Genomic DNA, 19,890 nt, shown 5'->3' on the forward strand with positions numbered 1-19,890 from the left:
CAAATTTATTTCATTAAAAAAAAGAATGTATTAACTAGCACCTTAAAAATTTGGTTGTTAAATAAATAGAGCTTTAATTAATTTGAAGTAAACAATTTTAGACTCCAAAATTTTCAGATACAATTTTCTTTACTTTTTTATTTAAAGAAGTCATAGCATTGTAACTTGTGTGTTCTAAAACAATAACCACTAAATCATCTTCAGGGTATTGCGTTAAACCTGTACTAAAGCCATTCCATTTTCCGTGATGATAAATGGTGTTTTCATTTTTTGAATTAATTCTAAATCCAAAACCATAAGGAATTTTTCTACCATAAATTGTTTCCCCTTTTGAATACATTAATTCTAAAGATTCCTTGGAAAGGATCTTCCCGTTATTAAGTCCAACAGTCCATTTAAATAAATCTTCGCTAGTAGCATACACATTTTTATCTCCTACAACAGCATCATTTACAGTACTCTTAATTTTTAGGTGTCTCCAACCTCTATATAACCTATAACCCGTTAATTGATTTCTTTTAATACTGTCATTTTCATAACTGTACACAAAAGAATCTTTCATATCAAGTGGATCAAAAATATTTTTTTTTACAAATGTGCTAAAAATAGTTCCCGATACTTTTTCTACTATAGAAGCCAACACAAAATAACCCGTGTTTGAATAATCAAAATTGCGGCCAGGCTTAAAATATCGTTGCACATTACTTGTTGACAACAACTCCATCATTTCGCTATTTGTTGGAGCCTTTTCTTGTTGCCATTTATGTTCAGCAACCCAAAAATATTTTGGCAATCCGGCAGTATGATTTAACAAATTTTTAATGGTTACATTTTTATATGGAAAATTTGGGAAATATTTATTTACCGTGTCTGTAAGTTGCAATTGGTTTCTTTCGTACAACAACATAATTGCTGCCGCTGTAAATTGTTTACTTACTGAAGCAAGTTGAAACAACGAAGCTTCGTTTAATGGTTCCTTCTTTTTAAAATCAGCATACCCTATTTGATTTTCATATAAAATTTTACCGTTTTTTGCGACTAATAATGATCCATGAAAATCATGTCTTTTATTAATTCTTTGCAATAACGAATCTAATTTATGGCTAACTTTTTTTGTTTCTGTTTCTGAAAATCGTTCTACTACATTTTTTGAAGATGCTTCAACTATTACTTCTTTTTTGACTAATAATAGCTCATCCTTACTTGTTGAAGAATTAGAATTGGCTACAAAAATAAAACTACTTAAAAGCAGTATAAGAATGAGTGCGGAATATTTTATATATTTTTTCAAATGAGGCTTTGGAGCTTTTAAACACGCAAATTAATAATCAATTTTATATTATCAAAAGACTAGAGCAATTTTAACGTAAATTTTAGCTTACTCTATATTCTCTAATCCTTTAATAATTATGCTTTTCTATTTTCAAAAGATTACTTCTTTTAAATAAAAAAGCCTGCATTAGCAGGCTTTCTTTTATTTAATACTCTAATTCTCTTAGGTATTTAAGTTTGGTTTTCCAGATTGTTAATTTCTCTTTAATAGTATTTATTTGTTCGTGTACATTTTTAACCAACGGATTGTCATCACTTACGTTTGAAATAAAACCAATATTATTTTCCAATTGTTGGATTTCACGAACAGACTCATCAATCTTTTTTCTAACAAATAATTGCTCTGAATCTATTTTTCTATAATTTTTTTGTTCAAGATAACTGTTCACCAAATTAGTAAATTTAATCATTTCCATTTCACTTTGATCAATATCACTATTGCTAACAATTTTATCTAATAACTTATTGAATTTCATTTCAATATGTCTCATATCATATGGAACCCTACCTAACTCTCTCCATTCCGAAATATACGTATTTAACTTATCTAACGTCATCGTTTTTTCGGTTTCAAACTGCTCTTTGATTGTTTTTAACAACGCTTTCTTTTTTGTAAAAACACCTAATTCAAGTTGATTTCCTTCTTCTTGTTTTTTATGCAATCTATCAAAATAATGATTACACGCATCTTTAAATTCTTTCCAAAGTTTATCAGAATATTTTCTTGGCACATGTCCAATTTTCTTCCAATCAGATTGAATTTTTTTCATCACTTCCGTTGCTGACTCCCAGTCATCACTGTCTTTTAAAGCTATTGCTTCCTCAATAAGAAGTTTCTTTTTATTTAAGTTTTCTAGATGATCTTTCTTTACATCTTTAAAAAACTTGTTTTTTTCATTATTAAAATTTTTAGTGGCATCTTTAAATTTTGCCCAAATTTTATCACTTTTTCCTCTTGGCACTTGACCAACGGCAAAAAACTTGGCTCTTAAAGCTTCTATTTCATTGATACTTTTTTGCCAATCGTTTCTTGAGGTGTTTTTTGAAGTATCAACTGCTTCAATTTCATTTATTACTGCTAATTTTTTATCGATATTCTCCTCGTATTTAGACTTCAAATCCTTGAAAAAATCATGACGTTTATCGTGTACTTTTTTTGTTGCAGCGCTAAAACGTTCCCAAACCTCATCTCTATATTCTCTTGCTACAGGACCAACTTCTTCTTTCCAAAGTTTATGCAACACTTGCAATTCTTTAAATGCTTGGTTAATATCCTCAGAATCAGCCAATATTTCAGCTTGAGCAACTAATTTTAGTTTTTCTTCTAAATTGTGTTTAAAATCTAGTTCACGTAAATCATTACTTATATGTAATAAATCGTAAAAACGCTCAACATGGTGATGGTATGTTCTCCAAATATCATTGTATTTTGCTCTTGGAACTGGCCCCGTTTGTTGCCATTTTGTTTGAATTTCTTTGAAGTTTTTATACATAACTCCACCATCATCAGAGTTATCTACTAATCTTTTTAAATCTTCAATAATCTCAAGTTTAGCTTCTAAATTATCATTTAATTGCTTTTCTTGATTTGCAAAAAACTCATTTCGCTTCACTTTATAATCGTACAAATAACTATTATAAGTAGATTTTAACGGATTACTATATTGAAAATCAACAATATCACCACCTTCAATTAAAAACTTTTCTTTTTCTTGCTTTAATAACTTTCCAAATTCAACATTAAAAATAGTTTTAATGTTATTTACATTCGTATTTATACTTTGAACCTCGTTACCGTGAATTAATTTCCCTAACTCAGCTACTAATTCTTCTAAACTAAATTTGCTATAATCAATCAATTCAATTGAAGTGTGCTCTACTTTTTCAGAACTTTCAGCAATTTTATCTTCAATTTCTTCAATTGCTTTGTTTTCTAATAACTTTATTTCAGTAGTTGCTATTTTTTTAACTTCAGCTGGTGCTTCAATTTTCTTTATTTCTTCTTTTAATTCAGAATTATCAGTAGTACTTTTTACTTCTTCAGAAGATGAAGTGCTATCTTCCATCGGTAATTTATGCTCTTGGTCTAACATATTAGAATGTTTAAGGTTCGTTAAAATTAATTAAAATTAGTAATATATTTTAGTACTAATTCTACTTCTTTATAAGATGATGATTATTAATAAAAGTTGCGTGAATTTGTAAAATACTTTTTACGAATTCCATATTTCCCATGACTTCTCTGCTTGCAACTGAAGCATTTCAAAACCATTCTTAACTGCTGCACCTCGTTTTTTTGCTTCACTTAAAAATTTAGTTTCTTCAGGATTGTAAATTAAGTCGAAAAATAAATGTTTTTCTGTTATAAATTGAAATGGTATATTTGGACATTCATCAATATTTGGATGTGTTCCAATAGGTGTACAATTAACAACTATGGTATGTTTTTCTAAAATTTCTTCATTTAATGCTGAATATAAAAACATGTTTTCATCTACTTTTCTTGAAACAAATTTATAGTCAATATTCATTTTTTTTAAAGCATACGCAATTGCTTTTGAGGCACCACCGGTTCCTAAAATGAGTGCATTTTTATGATGCTCCTTGATAAATGGTTCTATGGATTTTTGAAATCCATAATAATCTGTATTATAACCTACTAATTTATTATCATCGGTTACTTTAATGGTATTTACAGCTCCAATTTTTTTTGCATCTTCATCAATAGCATCTAAGTATCGCATTACAGCTTCTTTATAAGGAATTGTAACATTTATTCCCCTGTACTCATCCTCTCTATGGTATAACAAAAATGGAAATTCTTCAATTTCAGGAATATCAAAATTACCATACTTATACTCTTTCAATCCAAGTTTTTCAAATTTTTCAGAAAAATATTTTCTAGAAAATGAATAGGAAATATTTTTTCCTAATAAGCCAAATTTAGTTCTATTACTCATCTATATATTCTTTTCGTTCTGTACCGTATGTATCTAATAACAAAATAATTCCTAAACCAATTACTATAAAAAGTATAGCAATCCAAGTTTCATTTTGTGTAAAGTCTGGAAAATAACGTGTGTAATTTTCAATAATGTTATTTCCCCTAGCATCAAACAATGCTTTACCGTTTTCAATTTTATAAATTTCTTTTTTCCAAGGCCAAACTATGCCCAAAGAACCAGCTATAAAACCAATTATTGCGGCGGTTACAATTTGATGCCACCTTTTTAAAACATATCCTAAAATATGAGATATAACCACCAAACCAAACGCTGAACCTGCGGTAAATGTTACTATTATTTTTAAATAACGTAATTGTTCTACATTGTCTATAAAACTAAAATCTCCCGTGACTACTTGTGTCAATGTTTGCAATAAAACCGTTACAGAATCAACCAATAAAAGCATATAATTACCTAACAATATCAAAATAAAGGACCCGGATAGGCCGGGTAAAGTCATTCCTGAAACCCCAATTATACCGCAAATAAAAACAAACCAAAGGTTATCATTCTCTTTTGCCGGACTCATAAAACTTATTGCCAAACCCAAAGAAACGCCAATAACTAATGATATAATATTTTGAAAACGCCAATCATTAAAATCTTTTGAAATATAATAAATTGAGCCCAAAATCATTCCAAAAAAAGAACTCCACACATACAATTCATAATTGTTTAACAAATAATCGAGTACCAAAGAAATTGAAAAGTAACTAAACATACTTCCTCCAAAAACAAGTATTAAAAAAGTACCGTTTACATAATTGTAAAAACTCTTAAATCTTCCATTAATTATCAATAAAAAAGCCTTGTAATTTATTTTTTTGAAGGAATAAATCATTTCTTCATAAAAACCTAAAACAAAAGAAACGGTGCCTCCAGATACTCCAGGAACTTTGTTTGCAGCTCCCATAGAAAGGCCCTTTAGAAAAAGGAAAAATTTATCAAATAAATTTCGTTCTTTCGACATTGCTTTTTATTTATTTGAAAGATTTGCTATTTTTTCTAACATTATAATTACAGCAAAACCGACAATACTTAATAGTATTGCGGCCATTAATTGAGGATTTCCATCAAATGAAAATGGAGAAATACTTTGTTCATTAAAAGGAACATTTTCTCCGTGTGAATTTATGCGCCAAGTGAGCGTTTCTTTCCAAGGCCAAATTTTATTTAATGAACCTAAAATAAAACCTGTTAGCACTGCCAATGTTAAATTTTTATAATGTGCAAACAGCCACTTTAAAACTTTTGAAAATGATAACAAACCTACTACAGCTCCAGCAGCTAGAAATCCTAACATTTTTATATCCTTGTCATGTATTGCATCTAAAACTGGTTTATAAGCACCTAAAAGCACTAATATAAATGACCCCGAAATACCTGGTAAAATCATAGCACAAATTGCAATTGACCCCGCTAAAAATATAAATAAAGGTGATGAATTTGCTGAAACCAACGGCTCTAAGGTTGTAATATAATAGGCTACAACAGCTCCAACTAACAAAAATACAATTGTTAAAATATTCCAACGGGTAATTTGTTTTCCAATGTATAAGATGCTTGCCAACACCAAACCAAAAAAGAATGACCAAACTAAAATAGGTTTATTCTCTAACAACCAAGATATTAACTTAGCTAATGATAAAATACTAATAAAAATACCGACTAATAATGAAAATAAAAAATTCCCGTTTACTGCTCTCCAAGCAGCCCTAAGCCCTTGGTTTTTTAACATTTTTAGCGTAGTGAAATTTACGGAACTTATTGAAGTAAGTAATTCTTCATAAATACCAGAAATAAAAGCAATTGTTCCTCCAGAAACTCCAGGCACAACATCTGCCGCTCCCATTGCCATTCCTTTCAATGAAATAATTACGTAATCTATTAATTTTCTTGATTGCATATGTCTGTAAAATTAGTCAGACAAATGTAGTATTTTTATGAGGAAGTTTTTTTGAATTCATTTATTATATCCTGCACACTTTCCATTTGATATACTTCTATAAATAATTCTTTAAATATTGTTTGGTATTCAAAATCTATTACCAAAGCTTGTTTTAAATAAAATGCCCCTTTTTCAAAATTTTTAAATTTAAAATACAAACCACTTAATCTATAATCTATTTCGGCAAAGTCGGTAAAATATGTTTTTGCTTTTAACAAATTTGTTAAAGCATCTTCATAATCACCTAAAAAGCACAGTACATCAGCCAAACCTACCCAAATTTCAATATCGTAATCTTGTAAAGTAATACAACGCTGAAAAGCTTCTATAGCTTCTTCAAAATAGTTCAATTTCAAATTAATTTCAGCATATTTACGCCAATACAAGGTATTATTTTCGTCAATTTCTAAGGCTTTATTTACATAAAATAAGGCTTTATTGTATTTTTTTTGTTTTAAAACTAGGTTTGTTAAAACAATCCAAGCTTTATCTAACAAAGGATCTTCGTGTACTGCTTTCTTGTAGAATTGAGTGGCCAAAGAATACATTTCTAATTTCTCATAACATTCCCCAATTCTTAAAAACACAAAGGCTGTAGCATCGTCTAATTCTAAGGTTGCTTTGTAATTCTCAATAGCGTCTTCAAATTGATTTAGTTTTTCTAAGGTTTTTGCCTTTTCTAAATAAGCACCAACAAAATACTCATCAATAACAATTGCATAATCAAAAGCTCTTGCAGCTTCTTCGTATTGTTCTAAAATAAAATATTGCCTTCCTAATTGATGCCAAGCAACTTCACTATATGGATCTTTGTCTATATATTTATTTAAATAATCAACTGCTTCTTGATGTTTACTTTCCATATCAAAACAGTACACTACATTATATAGAGAAGAATAATCTTCAAAATCTACTTCTAAGCATTTTGCAAAATTTAACCGTGCTTCATCAAAATCATCAAGAAACAAATATTCCATACCAATCATAGCCAACACATCTGCTTTTTCATCGGTATATGCCAAAGCTATTGTTAATAAATCAATGGCTTTTTTATGGTTGTCTCGTTTTGAAAAAATACTTGCTTGCTGCACATACACCTCATCATTGGTTGGTTCAATGGCTTGAATTTCTCTCAATAATATTCCTGCAGCATCAAATTCATCATCAAAAATCAATAATTCGGCTTGTAATAATTTTAAAATAATTGAGTTTGGATGTTGTTTAAGACCAAGTTTAATTGCCTTTTTAGCCAACGCATTTTTACCAGAATCTATATAATAATGTATAATCTCCTCAAATTCAACAGAATCAAAAAAATAAACGCTATTTGTTTTTAGCATTGATTCGAATTTTGTAAGCGGTATGTTATTTTCGTTTGGAGTTAAAGACATAAATGTAATTGAATAATTACTACGAGTATAAAAGTACAAGAACAACTCATAATTTTTAAAATAAGTTCTAAATGTTTTTAACATATTAATTAACAAAATGCTTTATATTTGTATTCCAAACAATGTTTGGTACTACCATGAGTAAAAAAACACTTCTTAACTCAAAAGAAATTGATATTATTTTACATCGATTGGCTTGTCAGTTAATTGAAAATCATCATAATTTTGAGAACACCGTACTTATTGGAATTCAGCCAAGAGGTACTTTTTTAGCTGAACGCTTAGTTGCTATATTAGAGAACGACTACAACATTCCGAAAATAGAATTTGGACAACTAGATATCACTTTTTATAGAGATGACTTTAGACGACGTGAAGCACCATTAGGTGCCAATAAAACAACTATTAATTTTATTGTTGAAGATAAAAATGTTGTTTTTATTGATGATGTGCTCTTTTCAGGAAGAAGTATTCGTGCGGCATTAACTGCAATTCAATCATTTGGAAGACCTGCTGATATTGAACTATTAGTACTAATTGATCGAAGGTTTAGCCGTCACCTACCTATTCAGCCAGATTACAGAGGTAGACAGGTTGATGTGATTAACCAAGAAAGAGTAACCGTAAATTGGAAAGATAAAGATGGTGAAGATACCGTATATATTATAAATAATTAAGTAGATGAGTCAGTTAAGCGTAAAACACCTAATAGGTATAAAACATATAAATGAAGCTGATATTAATTTAATTTTTGAAACAGCCGATCATTTTAAAGAAGTAATTAACCGACCAATTAAAAAAGTTCCCTCGCTTCGAGATATTACTATTGCCAATTTATTTTTTGAAAATAGTACCCGAACAAAACTTTCATTTGAATTGGCTGAAAAGCGTTTATCAGCCGATATTATTAATTTTTCTGCCAGTCAATCTTCTGTAAAAAAAGGGGAAACATTAATTGATACTGCTAACAATATTTTATCAATGAAAGTTGATTTAATTGTGATGCGTCATCCTAATGTTGGAGCTTGTGATTTTTTATCAAAACACGTAAATGCTCGTATTGTAAATGCTGGAGACGGAACACACGAACATCCAACACAGGCATTATTAGACTCGTACTCTATTCGTGAAAAGCTAGGAAGCGTAACGGGTAAAAAGGTTGTAATTGTGGGTGATATTTTACATTCGCGTGTAGCACTCTCAAATATTTATGCTTTAAAATTACAAGGTGCTGAAGTAAAAGTTTGCGGACCAAAAACTTTAATTCCAAAATATATTGAAAGCTTAGGTGTTGGTGTTGAATACGATATTAAAAAAGCTTTGGAATGGTGTGATGTTGCCAATGTTTTAAGAGTTCAAAATGAACGCATGGCAATTAATTATTTCCCATCAACAAGAGAGTATGCGCAACTTTTTGGTATTAACAAACCGTTATTAGATTCATTATCTAAAAAAATTGTAATTATGCACCCTGGACCTATAAACAGAGGGGTTGAAATTACTAGTGAAGTTGCAAACTCAGATCAATCAATCATCTTAAATCAAGTTGAAAATGGTGTTGCTGTTAGAATGGCTGTAATTTATTTATTAGCCGAACAAATTCAAAGATAATAACCAATGCATATTACTAAAAACAAACAATTTACTCAAATAAAACCAGAACAAGATTCTGTTAAAGATTTCTTTACAGATTTTATGAATCGGTACTCAGAATTTAAAAATGAACATTTATTGCTCGACTTTTCTGAAAAAATTAACACGAAAATTCAAGATTTATTCCTATTTTTGGATATAAGTACCACTCACAAAGAAAATGGTACAAGTTTTGTTATTATTTGTCAAGGTATTGATATTGATGACATTCCGGATGAAATTAATGTAACACCAACATTTACTGAAGCCGTAGACATATTAGAAATGGATGCGATTGAACGAGATTTAGGATTTTAAAACACAAGTAGCTTATTGATGAAAAAATTACTTTTATTAACCTTTTTATTCCTTTTAACTTTTGGTTTTGCGCAGCAAAATAACAGAAGAATCACGGTTATTAAAAATAATGAACCTTCAATTACTTTAACATCCGTTTCAGCATCTCCAAATCCATTAGTTACAAATACTCGAATAACTTTTAAGTCTTCAAAAAAACAATTAATAAATTTTTCTGTAAAAAGTTTATTGGGAAAAATTGTTTTTCAAGAACAGGTGAACAGTAAAACTGGAATAAACACCATTTATTTTGAACGTAATAATATATCAAAAGGAATGTATATTTATACCTTACATAGTGAAACTGAAGTTATTTCAAAAAGATTGGTTATTAAATGAGTTTAAAACTTACTGTTTTAGGCTGCCATTCTGCAACACCTAGGGTAAACGCACATCCAACTTCGCAGTTTTTAGAAATAAAAAACCACCATTTTTTAATTGATTGTGGAGAAGGAACTCAAGTTCAATTACGAAAATACAGCATTAAGTTTTCAAAAATTAAACATATTTTTATATCTCATTTACACGGTGATCATTTTTTTGGTTTGGTGGGATTAGTTTCTACATTCAGACTCTTAAATCGTGAAAATGAATTGCATGTATACGGTCCAAAAGGCATTAAAGAAATTATTACTTTACAACTAAAACTCTCAAATTCCTGGACGCATTACCCTTTATTATTTCACGAACTATCATCTAATAAACCCGAACTTATTTTTGAAGATGCAACTGTTGAAGTTCATACAATTCCTTTAAATCATAGAGTTTATACCAATGGTTTTTTATTTAAAGAAAAATTAGGCGAACGCAAATTAAATATGAATAAGGTGTTACAATACTCAGAAATTGAAACTTGTGATTATCAAAATTTAAAAAACGGTAGAGATTTTATTCTGAAAAATGGAACACTTCTAAAAAACAACACCTTAACTTTAGATCCAACTCCTCCAAAAAGTTATGCTTTTTGCAGTGATACTAGTTATTTTCCTGAAATAATTCCGCAGATAAAAAATGTAACCTGTTTATATCATGAAACTACTTTTTTAAAGGATAAAGAAAGCCTAGCTACAACCACAATGCATTCAACAGCAGAACAAGCCGCAAAAATTGCAAAAGAGGCAACTGTTAAACAATTAATCATTGGACATTACAGTGGTCGCTATAAAAATAAAGAAGCCTTTTTAAATGAAGCAACACCTATTTTTAAGAATACGCTATTAGCTGAAGAAGGAAAGGTATATACCATAAACTAACTCTTTTTTTCATAAACAAAAACACCTTTTAATTTTAAAGTATCAAAAATTCAAGCAATCTATTATGTTTTTTTTGGAATATTTAAATATACTTAACAAAATACTAGTTTACAAATAGCGCCATAAATACCATTTACAATGAATTTTTTGAAACCTATCAAGGGATAGAAATTGAAGAACATATTAAAAAATTAATTGAATTAGATTTTTTTCACCCGTTTAACACCTCTTTTTTTGTGTTACAAATACAGTATCTCAAGGTTTTGAATACGTTAGCAAAAATTTCAGAAAAACTCCATATTAGCAAACACACTGTTGATACGCATAGGAGAAATATCTTAAAAAAATTCAATCTTACTTCAACAGGAGAACTGCACAGTTACTTTAAAAGTAATATCGATCTCTTTTAAAAATACTCAAATTGAGTATTGCATGGTAATTAATTATCTACTACTTTTCCATTTTATTACTAACAAATAAAAATCGTATTGGGGAAATTAGCTATTTTTTAAGATAGATCATAAACGAATGCAGATACAAAATGCAATCTCAAATTTTATAAAATAGTTTAACTGAAAAATTATTAAATATCCAAAAAAAAAGCCCACTTAAAAGTGGGCTTTTTTTACACTAAATAGTATATTATTTTAAATTCTCATAAACAGCCTTCATATCTTTAAGCTTATCTGTCAATTCTAAATTTTCATATATACCAACTAAAATTTGAACAACTGATACATTTGAATTATCTATTTCATACGCTTTTTCATAATAAGGAAGTGCCTCTCTGTAAACCTCTTTTTGCTGATTTAATAATTTATCATACTTATCAAAATCGCTTAAACTTTTATTCATTTCTTCTTGAATAGGCTTTGTTTTGTCAAGAATAGTAGCCCCAATATTATTATATGCATTTGAATTATTAGGATCTAATTCTATAACTTTTTCAAAGTTTTTAATTGCCTCTTCTATGTTATCCTCATTTTTATACATAACACCAATGTTTAAATATAAAGAAGTGTTTTCAGGGTCTAATTGAACTGCTTCTTCTAATAACTCTTTAAACTTAGTATTGTTACCTTTTTTGTAATTAACATTAGCCTCTGAAATTAACAATTGATAATTGTTTGGAAACTCTTGTCTTCCTGCTGCAATAATTTCTAAAGCTTTATCATAGTTTTCTTCAGCCATATAATTTTCAACCATAATATTGTAAAGAATCCCTCTTCTTGACTCTTTAACCTCTGCTCTTGGATTTGTAGCTAATTTCATTTTCACTTGTGCATCCATTGCTTTTTTATCTGGATAAGAAATATCTTCACCATTAATACCAGTCGCAATATACTCTGTTGTAACACCAGTATAACCCATATCTAATAATTGTTGAGAATATTTATTAGAATTTTCATGGTCATGCGCTTTAGAATACAAAAATGCCGCATTATCTAAAAATAATGTATCTTTTGGACTTAAAGTATACACTGTGTAAAACTTTTTAGCAGCTGCTTTGTAATCAGCATCAGCTTTAGTTTCAACGGCTTTTGAATAAGCATTTCTAGCTTGCTCCATTGTTTTTGCCTTTAATTTTTCAGATAATTCGTTAATCTCAGAAGTATATTTAGGCTTGTTTGTTTCTTTTTCATAACTTATTAATTTATTAAAAGCTGCACTTACAGCTTTTAAATCAATAGGTTTTGCTCCATTTTTATAAGTCGCTAATGCTTTTATGTAATACACTTTAGCTGTTGTTTTTTGGTCGGCTCCTGAAAGCATTCCCTCTGCTTTATTCACCTGTGCCAAAGCACTTGCAAAATCATTTGCTTTTAAAGCTTTTTCTGCAGCTTTTACTTCATTTTTTTGACCGAATACCGTCATGCTTATTAAAAAAGCAGACAGAATTAATAATTGTTTCTTCATTTTTGTTAAATTAATTTATTCTTTATTTGTGTTCTCTTCGTTATTGTTTTCAACTTCCGTGCCATTTTCTGTTTGGTCTCCATCTATTTCTTCATCAACTTCTTCTTCATGAGCTACTTTTGCAACGGCAGCAATAGAATCGTCTCCTTTAATATTGATTAATTTTACACCTTGAGTTGCTCTACCCATAACACGTAAATCTGAAACGGCCATTCTAATAGTAATTCCAGACTTGTTAATAATCATTAAATCGTCTTCATCTGTAACTTCCTTAATAGCTACTAAACCTCCGGTTTTATCGGTTACGTTAATCGTTTTAACACCTTTTCCTCCACGGTTGGTAACACGATAATCGTCTAAACTAGAACGTTTACCATAACCATTTTCAGAAACAACCAATACGTTACTTTCCTCACTATTTACAGCAATCATTCCAACAACCTCATCCTGCTCATTTTGTAAAGTAATACCTCTTACTCCAGAAGCATTTCTACCCATAGGACGCGTTTTACCTTCTTCAAATCGAATAGATTTACCTGATTTTAAAGCCATCATTACTTGGCTATTACCATTGGTTAATTTAGCCTCTAATAATTCATCTCCCTCTTTAATTGTAATTGCATTAATACCATTAGTTCTAGGACGAGAATATTGTTCTAATGAGGTCTTTTTAACTTGACCATTTTTAGTTGCCATTATTATGTAATGATTATTTACATACTCTTCGTTCTTTAAATCTTCTGTAACTAAGAATGCTTTTACTTTATCGTCTTGTTCAATGTTTATTAAGTTTTGAATAGCTCTTCCTTTTGAAGTTTTTCCTCCTTCAGGGATTTCATATACACGCATCCAAAATACTTTCCCTTTTTGTGTAAAGAACAACATATATTGGTGGTTGGTTCCAAGAAATAAATGCTCTAAGAAATCTTCATTTCTAGTTGAAACACCTTTTTGACCTCTTCCTCCTCTATTTTGAACTTTATACTCGTCTAAGTTTGTACGTTTTACATAACCCGCATGAGAAATAGTTACTACAACTTTAGAATTAGGAATCATATCTTCAATTGATAAATCTCCACCAGCATATTCAATCACCGATCTTCTATCATCACCGTATTTATCTCTAATTGTGATTAACTCATCTTTAATAATAGTGTAACGTCTTACCTCGTCGCTTAAAATATCTTTTAAATCTGCAATTAATTCAATAATTTCATCATACTCTGCTCTTAACTTATCTTGTTCTAGCCCCGTTAATTGACGCAAACGCATTTCAACAATTGCCTTAGCTTGAATTTCAGATAATTCGAAACGTTCTATTAAGCTCTCTCTAGCTTCATCAGCATTTGATGAACCCCTAATAATTTTAATTACTTCATCAATATTATCACTTGCAATAATTAACCCTTCTAAAATATGCGCTCTTGCTTCCGCTTTTTTAAGTTCAAACTCAGTTCTTCTAACAATTACTTCGTGTCTGTGTTCAACAAAATAATGAATTAATTGTTTTAAGTTTAATTGCTCAGGACGTCCGTTTACTAATGCAATATTATTTACACTAAATGATGTTTGAAGTGCTGTATATTTATAAAGTTTATTTAATACAATATTGGGAATTGCATCTCTTTTTAATATATATACAACTCGCATTCCATTTCTATCCGATTCATCGCGAATATTAGCAATACCTTCTAATTTCTTTTCATTTACTAAATCGGCAGTTTTTTTAATCATGTCTGCCTTGTTCACCTGATAAGGAATCTCAGTAACAATTATACACTCACGACCGTTTACTTCTTCAATTGTTGCCTTTGCGCGCATTACAATTCTACCCCTACCTGTTTCAAAAGCATCTTTTACACCTTCGTAACCGTAAATTATTCCCCCAGTTGGAAAATCAGGAGCCTTAATATGCTGCATTAATTCTGAAATTTCAATCTCTCTATTATCAATATAAGCTAAGGTTCCATTGATAACCTCTGTTAAATTGTGAGGCGCCATATTTGTAGCCATACCAACTGCAATACCTGAAGCTCCGTTTACCAATAGGTTTGGTATACGTGTTGGCAAAACAGTAGGTTCTTTTAATGTATCATCAAAATTTAATTTATGGTCTACCGTATCTTTTTCAATATCTGCAAGCATATCTTCCGATATCTTTTGCATTCTCACCTCTGTATAACGCATTGCTGCCGGACTGTCACCATCAACTGAACCAAAATTCCCTTGCCCATCAACCATCATATAACGAACACTCCAGTTTTGTGCCATACGTACCATAGAGTCGTATACAGATGTATCACCGTGTGGGTGATACTTACCTAAAACTTCCCCAACTATTCTAGCTGATTTCTTATAAGATCCGGTTGCTTTAACTCCCAATTCATGCATTCCAAATAAAACCCTTCTATGTACAGGCTTTAAACCATCTCGCACATCTGGTAATGCCCTTGAAACTATTACTGACATTGAATAATCAATGTAAGCCGACTTCATTTCATCCTCTATGTTAATAGGTATCAATTTTTCTCCGTCTGCCATATATTTTTAATTTATTTTAGTGTCATTTTTTAACAAAGCAATATACAATTTTTCACTTTTTTACAAGTTAATTATAGCGTTGTTTTTAGAATATTTATCAACAATAGTAATACTGCAATCAACTACACAAAACACTGATTATCAATTGGTTTAAAACCGACAAAATGACTGATTTTACAAAATATGAAAAAGTGGTGCTATTTTTGTAGTTTAAAAAGAAAAAAATCAGTTAAATTTACAATATAAACACAAAAACTATGGACGATAATTTTTCACCAAAAGTTAAAGATGTGATAGCATACAGTAAAGAAGAGGCCTTGCGTTTAGGTCACGATTTTATTGGTACTGAACATCTCATGCTTGGACTATTAAGAAAGGGAGAGGGAAAAGCTATTGAGATTCTGAATTCATTAGATATTAACCTTGATCATTTGCGTAAAAAAATTGAAGGCTTAAGCCCTATAAACCCAATTTCTGTTTTCACTAAAGAAAAGAAAAGCTTACATTTAACTAGGCAAGCTGAAAAAGCTTTAAAAACAACTTTTTTAGAAGCTAAATTATATAAAAGCGACGCTGTAAACACTGCACATTTATTGTTGTGTATTTTACGTAATGAAAATGACCCGACAACTAAACTACTTCACAATTTTGATGCTAGTTACGAAGACGTTAAAAATATATTTAAAAATACTTATCAAGACGAAGAAATGGATTTACCAAAAGCTGAAAATCCTTCAGATGATGATTTTGACACACCAAAATCAAATCCGTTTGAACAGCCACAATCAGGAAAGTCAACTCAAAAGAAGTCAAAAACACCTGTTCTAGATAATTTTGGACGTGATTTAACGCGTTTAGCCGAAGAAGGAAACTTAGACCCTGTTGTAGGTCGAAAAAAAGAAATAGAACGCGTTTCTCAAATTTTAAGTCGAAGAAAAAAGAACAACCCAATGTTAATTGGTGAACCTGGTGTAGGTAAATCTGCAATTGCTGAAGGGTTAGCTTTAAGAATTATTCAACGTAAAGTTTCTCGTATTCTTTTCAATAAAAGAATTGTTTCTCTTGATTTGGCCAGTTTAGTAGCCGGCACAAAATATAGAGGTCAGTTTGAAGAACGTATGAAAGCTTTAATGAATGAGTTGGAGAAAAACGATGATATTATTTTATTTATAGATGAAATTCATACCATTGTTGGTGCAGGTGGAGCTACAGGATCTCTAGATGCTTCAAACATGTTGAAACCTGCTTTAGCTCGTGGAGAAATACAATGTATTGGTGCCACTACTTTAGATGAGTTCCGTACAAATATTGAAAAAGATGGTGCTTTAGAACGAAGATTTCAAAAAGTAATTGTTGAACCTACCTCTGTTGAAGAAACAATTCAAATACTTGAAAACATAAAGGATAAATACGAAGAACACCACCATGTTAATTATACCGATGATGCAATTGAAGCTTGTGTAAAATTAACCAACAGGTATATGACCGATCGTTATTTACCAGACAAAGCTATTGATGCTTTAGATGAAGCTGGATCTCGAATTCATATTACCAATATTGTGGTGCCAAAAGAAGTATTGCAATTAGAAGCTGAATTAGAAAAAATAAAAGAAGACAAAACTGCAGCTGTTAACGGTCAAAAATACGAAGAAGCTGCTCGTTTACGTGATGATGAAAAACGTGTTGAAAGTTTATTAAAAACGGAACAAGCAAAATGGGAAGCTGCGTCTAAACTAAATCGTGAAATTGTTACCGAAGATAATGTTGCTGAAGTAGTTTCAATGATGACAGGTATTCCTGTGAATAGAGTTGCTGAAGCTGAAAGCCACAGACTGCATGATTTACCTAATTTAATAAAAGGAAAAGTTATTGGTCAGGACGAAGCTGTTTCAAAAGTTGTAAAGGCTATTCAACGTAACCGTGTAGGATTAAAAGATCCTAACAAGCCAATTGGTTCATTTATCTTTTTAGGGCAAACAGGTGTTGGTAAAACACAGTTAGCAAAGGTATTAGCTACTGAGTTATTTGACAATGAAGATGCTTTGGTTAGAATTGATATGAGTGAGTATATGGAGAAATTTGCCATTTCTCGCTTAATTGGAGCGCCTCCAGGATATGTTGGTTACGAAGAAGGCGGACAGTTAACTGAAAAAATTAGACGCAAACCTTATGCTGTTGTTTTATTAGATGAAATTGAAAAAGCACATCCTGATGTGTTTAATATGTTACTTCAAATATTAGATGACGGACATATAACTGATAGCTTAGGACGAAAAATTGATTTTAGAAATACAATCATTATTATGACTTCTAACATTGGTTCTCGTCAATTAAAAGATTTTGGAGCTGGTGTTGGTTTTGGAACTGCTTCTAAAACTGCTCAAGCTGATGCAAATGCTAAAAGTGTTATTGAAAACGCCTTAAAAAAATCATTTGCTCCAGAATTTTTAAATAGAATTGATGATGTTATTGTATTTAACGCTTTAGAACGTGAAGATATTCATTCAATTATAGATATTGAATTGCATAAATTAATTTTAAGAATTGAAGATTTAGGTTACAAACTTACGTTAACCGATGAAGCAAAAGATTATATTGCAAATAAAGGATTCGACAAACAATACGGAGCCAGACCGTTAAAAAGAGCCATTCAAAAATATATTGAAGATGCTTTAGCTGAAGAAATTGTAAATTCACAATTAAAAGAAGGCGATTCTATCCATATGGATTTAGATAAAAAAACCGAGGAACTTACTATTAAAATTAGTAAAGGCAAAGGGAAAAATAAAGTTGAATAACAAAAAAAGGTTGAGAAATTCTCAACCTTTTTTTTTTGACTAAAAATCACTCTATGAAAATTAAAACTTTTATTTCATTCCTTTTCATTTTAGTATGTATTCAAAATATACATGCTCAAGAAAAACCAAAAAGCGTTGCGCTAATTTTAAAAGAAGCAAAACAACAGGCTACAATAGAAAATAAAAATGTTTTTGTAATGTTCACCGCTTCGTGGTGTGGTTGGTGTAAAAAAATGAAAGCAACAATGGAGACTCCTTCTGTTGAAAAGCTTTTCAACACCAATTATGTAATTAAGTACATTACTGTACTAGAACATAAAACAAAAAAACAACTTGAAAATCCAGGAAGCAAGGAGTTATTGAATAAATATGGAGGCAAAAATAACGGAATTCCTTTTTATCTTATTTTTGATAGTGACGGAAATTTGTTAGCCGACTCTAAAATGGTGAGCAATAAAAATGTTTTAAAAGGCGAAGGTACTAATATTGGTTGCCCAAGTACTAATGAAGAAATTGATGCGTTTGCTTATAAATTAAAAGAAACCTCCAATTTAACCGATAAAGAATTGATTGCAATTGCAGCGGAATTTAAAAAAGAATAATTAGTTCGCAAACAATCCTTTTAAAAACCCCAATCCATACCCTGTAAATTGAGTAATTGTTGTTAAAATACTCACAAAAGCAACACCTATATTTTTGTTTTTCAGTAATGAATCTAAAAAAATAATAAGAAAATAAGCTGTGAAAAATCCCATAAAAATTGGATATCCTATAACTGAACTTATCACTGAGAACAACAATAAAACAATAAAAACTGAAGGAAACCAATATGTGATTTTTGCTGAACCCGGATATTTTCTATTTAAAAAAGGTCGGCCCTTTCCAAATGCGAATGTTTGTTTAAAAAACTGTTGAAATGTTGACCTTCTTTTATGATACACAAAAGCATTTTTAATAAACTGGGTTTCAAAATTGTGTTCCCAAAGTCTGAACGTTAAATCTATATCCTCTCCTATTTTCATTTTTGAAAAGCCTTTTGTTACTTCAAAAGCTTCTCTTGAAATTCCAAAATTAAAACTTCTTGGTTGAAATTTATCAACTGCTTTTTTACTTCCACGTATACCACCTGTTGTAAAAAAAGAAGTCATACTGTAATTTATTGCTTTCTGAATCGTTGTAAAAGATTCGTGAGCAGCATCAGCACCACCAAAAGCATCTGTATAATATTTAGTCAAAGCATTTTCAACTTCAACCAAATAATTAGGCGGAATAATACAATCGGAATCAAAAACAATAAAATAGTTGCCCAAAGCTTTTTGCATTCCAAAATTTCGACTTGCACCAGCACCAGTATTTTCCTTATAAAAATAGTGAAGGTTTAAATCCTTTGCATATTTTGAAACAACATCTTCAGCTTTAATTGTAGAACCATCTTCAACCACAATAACTTCAAAATTGTCTGAATACGTTTGGCACACTAAACTCTGCAACAACTCATCAATTTCAGTTGGGCGATTGTACACAGGAATAATTATGGAAAATTGCAGCTTCACTAATATTTAATTTTTCGATTTCAAATTTAGGCTATTTATTATAAATAGTTGGTACTATCTAAAATGAAAAAAACTGTCTAAAAAGTAAACTTTTAGTCAACCTAAATTTAATTTAGGTTCTCAAAATGATTAATTATCATTATGATTAGATTCTGAATCAAGT

The 19,890-nt window shown here is 30.2% G+C and carries 17 protein-coding genes; 8 read left to right on the forward strand and 9 right to left on the reverse strand.

Translation table 11 applies throughout. The annotated features are described in order from the left end of the window. Positions 1-97 precede the first annotated feature (97 nt). The 6 genes from CHB67_RS05560 to CHB67_RS05585 all read right to left on the reverse strand — a co-directional run bounded on the left by CHB67_RS05560 (position 98) and on the right by CHB67_RS05585 (position 7,625). Entirely contained in the window at positions 98-1,291 is a 1,194-nt protein-coding gene (locus CHB67_RS05560) for a serine hydrolase domain-containing protein (protein ID WP_089380774.1), read from the reverse strand. A 187-nt stretch (positions 1,292-1,478) separates the two neighbouring features. Next, positions 1,479-3,425: a DUF349 domain-containing protein gene (locus CHB67_RS05565; protein ID WP_089380775.1), complete on the reverse strand. Its 1,947-nt coding sequence runs from the start codon at positions 3,423-3,425 to the stop codon at positions 1,479-1,481. A gap of 120 nt (positions 3,426-3,545) precedes the next feature. Next, positions 3,546-4,292: a shikimate dehydrogenase family protein gene (locus CHB67_RS05570; protein WP_089380776.1), complete on the reverse strand. Its 747-nt coding sequence runs from the start codon at positions 4,290-4,292 to the stop codon at positions 3,546-3,548. After that, positions 4,285-5,307 (reverse strand): DUF368 domain-containing protein, encoded by a 1,023-nt coding sequence (locus CHB67_RS05575; protein WP_089380777.1) that lies wholly within the window; start codon positions 5,305-5,307, stop codon positions 4,285-4,287. The genes CHB67_RS05570 and CHB67_RS05575 overlap by 8 nt, the downstream gene beginning before the upstream one ends. 6 nt (positions 5,308-5,313) lie before the next feature. After that, positions 5,314-6,243 (reverse strand): DUF368 domain-containing protein, encoded by a 930-nt coding sequence (locus CHB67_RS05580; protein WP_089380778.1) that lies wholly within the window; start codon positions 6,241-6,243, stop codon positions 5,314-5,316. Positions 6,244-6,278: 35 nt separating this feature from the next. Next, positions 6,279-7,625 (reverse strand): tetratricopeptide repeat protein, encoded by a 1,347-nt coding sequence (locus tag CHB67_RS05585; protein ID WP_245813433.1) that lies wholly within the window; start codon positions 7,623-7,625, stop codon positions 6,279-6,281. 188 nt (positions 7,626-7,813) lie between these two features. Between CHB67_RS05585 and pyrR the strand changes: the two genes are divergently transcribed. The 6 genes from pyrR to CHB67_RS17340 all read left to right on the forward strand — a co-directional run bounded on the left by pyrR (position 7,814) and on the right by CHB67_RS17340 (position 11,328). Then, the gene (pyrR, locus tag CHB67_RS05590; RefSeq protein WP_089381109.1) at positions 7,814-8,353 is read left to right on the forward strand and encodes a bifunctional pyr operon transcriptional regulator/uracil phosphoribosyltransferase PyrR; all 540 of its coding nucleotides are present in this window, start codon (positions 7,814-7,816) and stop codon (positions 8,351-8,353) included. 4 nt (positions 8,354-8,357) lie between these two features. Further along, complete coding sequence (locus CHB67_RS05595; protein WP_089380779.1) at positions 8,358-9,287, forward strand: aspartate carbamoyltransferase catalytic subunit; 930 nt, start codon at positions 8,358-8,360, stop codon at positions 9,285-9,287. A 6-nt stretch (positions 9,288-9,293) separates the two neighbouring features. After that, positions 9,294-9,626, forward strand: coding sequence for a hypothetical protein (locus tag CHB67_RS05600; protein ID WP_089380780.1), 333 nt, complete (start codon positions 9,294-9,296; stop codon positions 9,624-9,626). An 18-nt stretch (positions 9,627-9,644) separates the two neighbouring features. After that, complete coding sequence (locus CHB67_RS05605; protein ID WP_089380781.1) at positions 9,645-10,004, forward strand: T9SS type A sorting domain-containing protein; 360 nt, start codon at positions 9,645-9,647, stop codon at positions 10,002-10,004. Then, on the forward strand, positions 10,001-10,918 hold the full coding sequence (locus CHB67_RS05610) for a ribonuclease Z (protein WP_089380782.1): 918 nt from the start codon (positions 10,001-10,003) through the stop codon (positions 10,916-10,918). The genes CHB67_RS05605 and CHB67_RS05610 overlap by 4 nt, the downstream gene beginning before the upstream one ends. A gap of 236 nt (positions 10,919-11,154) precedes the next feature. Then, on the forward strand, positions 11,155-11,328 hold the full coding sequence (locus CHB67_RS17340) for a LuxR C-terminal-related transcriptional regulator (RefSeq protein WP_245813435.1): 174 nt from the start codon (positions 11,155-11,157) through the stop codon (positions 11,326-11,328). 232 nt (positions 11,329-11,560) lie between these two features. Here the strand turns inward: CHB67_RS17340 and CHB67_RS05620 are convergent, their stop codons facing one another. Both CHB67_RS05620 and gyrA read right to left on the reverse strand, forming a co-directional pair. Continuing rightward, the gene (locus CHB67_RS05620; RefSeq protein ID WP_089380784.1) at positions 11,561-12,835 is read right to left on the reverse strand and encodes a tetratricopeptide repeat protein; all 1,275 of its coding nucleotides are present in this window, start codon (positions 12,833-12,835) and stop codon (positions 11,561-11,563) included. 15 nt (positions 12,836-12,850) lie between these two features. Continuing rightward, positions 12,851-15,376, reverse strand: a complete 2,526-nt coding sequence (gyrA, locus tag CHB67_RS05625; RefSeq protein WP_089380785.1) for a DNA gyrase subunit A — start codon at positions 15,374-15,376, stop codon at positions 12,851-12,853. A 257-nt stretch (positions 15,377-15,633) separates the two neighbouring features. Here gyrA and CHB67_RS05630 point away from each other — a divergent pair, with 257 nt between their 5' ends. Both CHB67_RS05630 and CHB67_RS05635 read left to right on the forward strand, forming a co-directional pair. Further along, complete coding sequence (locus CHB67_RS05630) at positions 15,634-18,174, forward strand: ATP-dependent Clp protease ATP-binding subunit (protein ID WP_089380786.1); 2,541 nt, start codon at positions 15,634-15,636, stop codon at positions 18,172-18,174. 53 nt (positions 18,175-18,227) lie between these two features. Continuing rightward, positions 18,228-18,776: a thioredoxin family protein gene (locus CHB67_RS05635; RefSeq protein WP_089380787.1), complete on the forward strand. Its 549-nt coding sequence runs from the start codon at positions 18,228-18,230 to the stop codon at positions 18,774-18,776. On the opposite strand, the gene CHB67_RS05640 is transcribed toward CHB67_RS05635, so the two are convergent. Then, a complete protein-coding gene (locus tag CHB67_RS05640) occupies positions 18,777-19,727 on the reverse strand; it encodes a glycosyltransferase (RefSeq protein ID WP_089380788.1) in 951 nt (316 codons plus the stop codon). Positions 19,728-19,890 lie beyond the last annotated feature (163 nt).

The organism is Lutibacter agarilyticus (assembly GCF_900188235.1).
In the GTDB taxonomy this organism is placed as follows: domain Bacteria; phylum Bacteroidota; class Bacteroidia; order Flavobacteriales; family Flavobacteriaceae; genus Lutibacter; species Lutibacter agarilyticus.